The sequence below is a fragment of the Paraburkholderia sp. JHI2823 genome, from assembly GCF_038900695.1.
GTDB lineage: Bacteria > Pseudomonadota > Gammaproteobacteria > Burkholderiales > Burkholderiaceae > Paraburkholderia > Paraburkholderia mimosarum.
The window spans coordinates 1-255 of sequence record NZ_JAYMRY010000418.1 but is presented as its reverse complement, the minus strand read 5'-3'; the positions used below and the strand labels follow the sequence as shown (position 1 = coordinate 255).

Genomic DNA, 255 nt, shown 5'->3' with positions numbered 1-255 from the left:
CCAGCACGCCGCGAATGCCGACGGTCTTGCCCGGACCATAGTTGAAGTGCCAGCCGGCCTTGTATCGGCTGGCGTACTTGCCATCCTGCATCTCCAGGCGCATGCCGATCACGTTCTCCGGCGGCACTCCATAGCCGTAGTTCGGATTGCCGGCGAACACGCGCACAACGTCGTCGAGCGACGCGGTGCTGACGTACACGTCGATGCCGTTCGCGCGCAGCGTGTGCATCACCGCGCGTATCTCTTCGTGAATGC

Annotated in this window: 1 pseudogene; it reads right to left on the bottom strand. The window is 63.5% G+C overall.

From position 1 onward, the window contains the following. Nucleotides 1-255 (bottom strand): annotated as a pseudogene (locus tag VSR34_RS39235) (haloacid dehalogenase-like hydrolase); the annotation flags it as partial.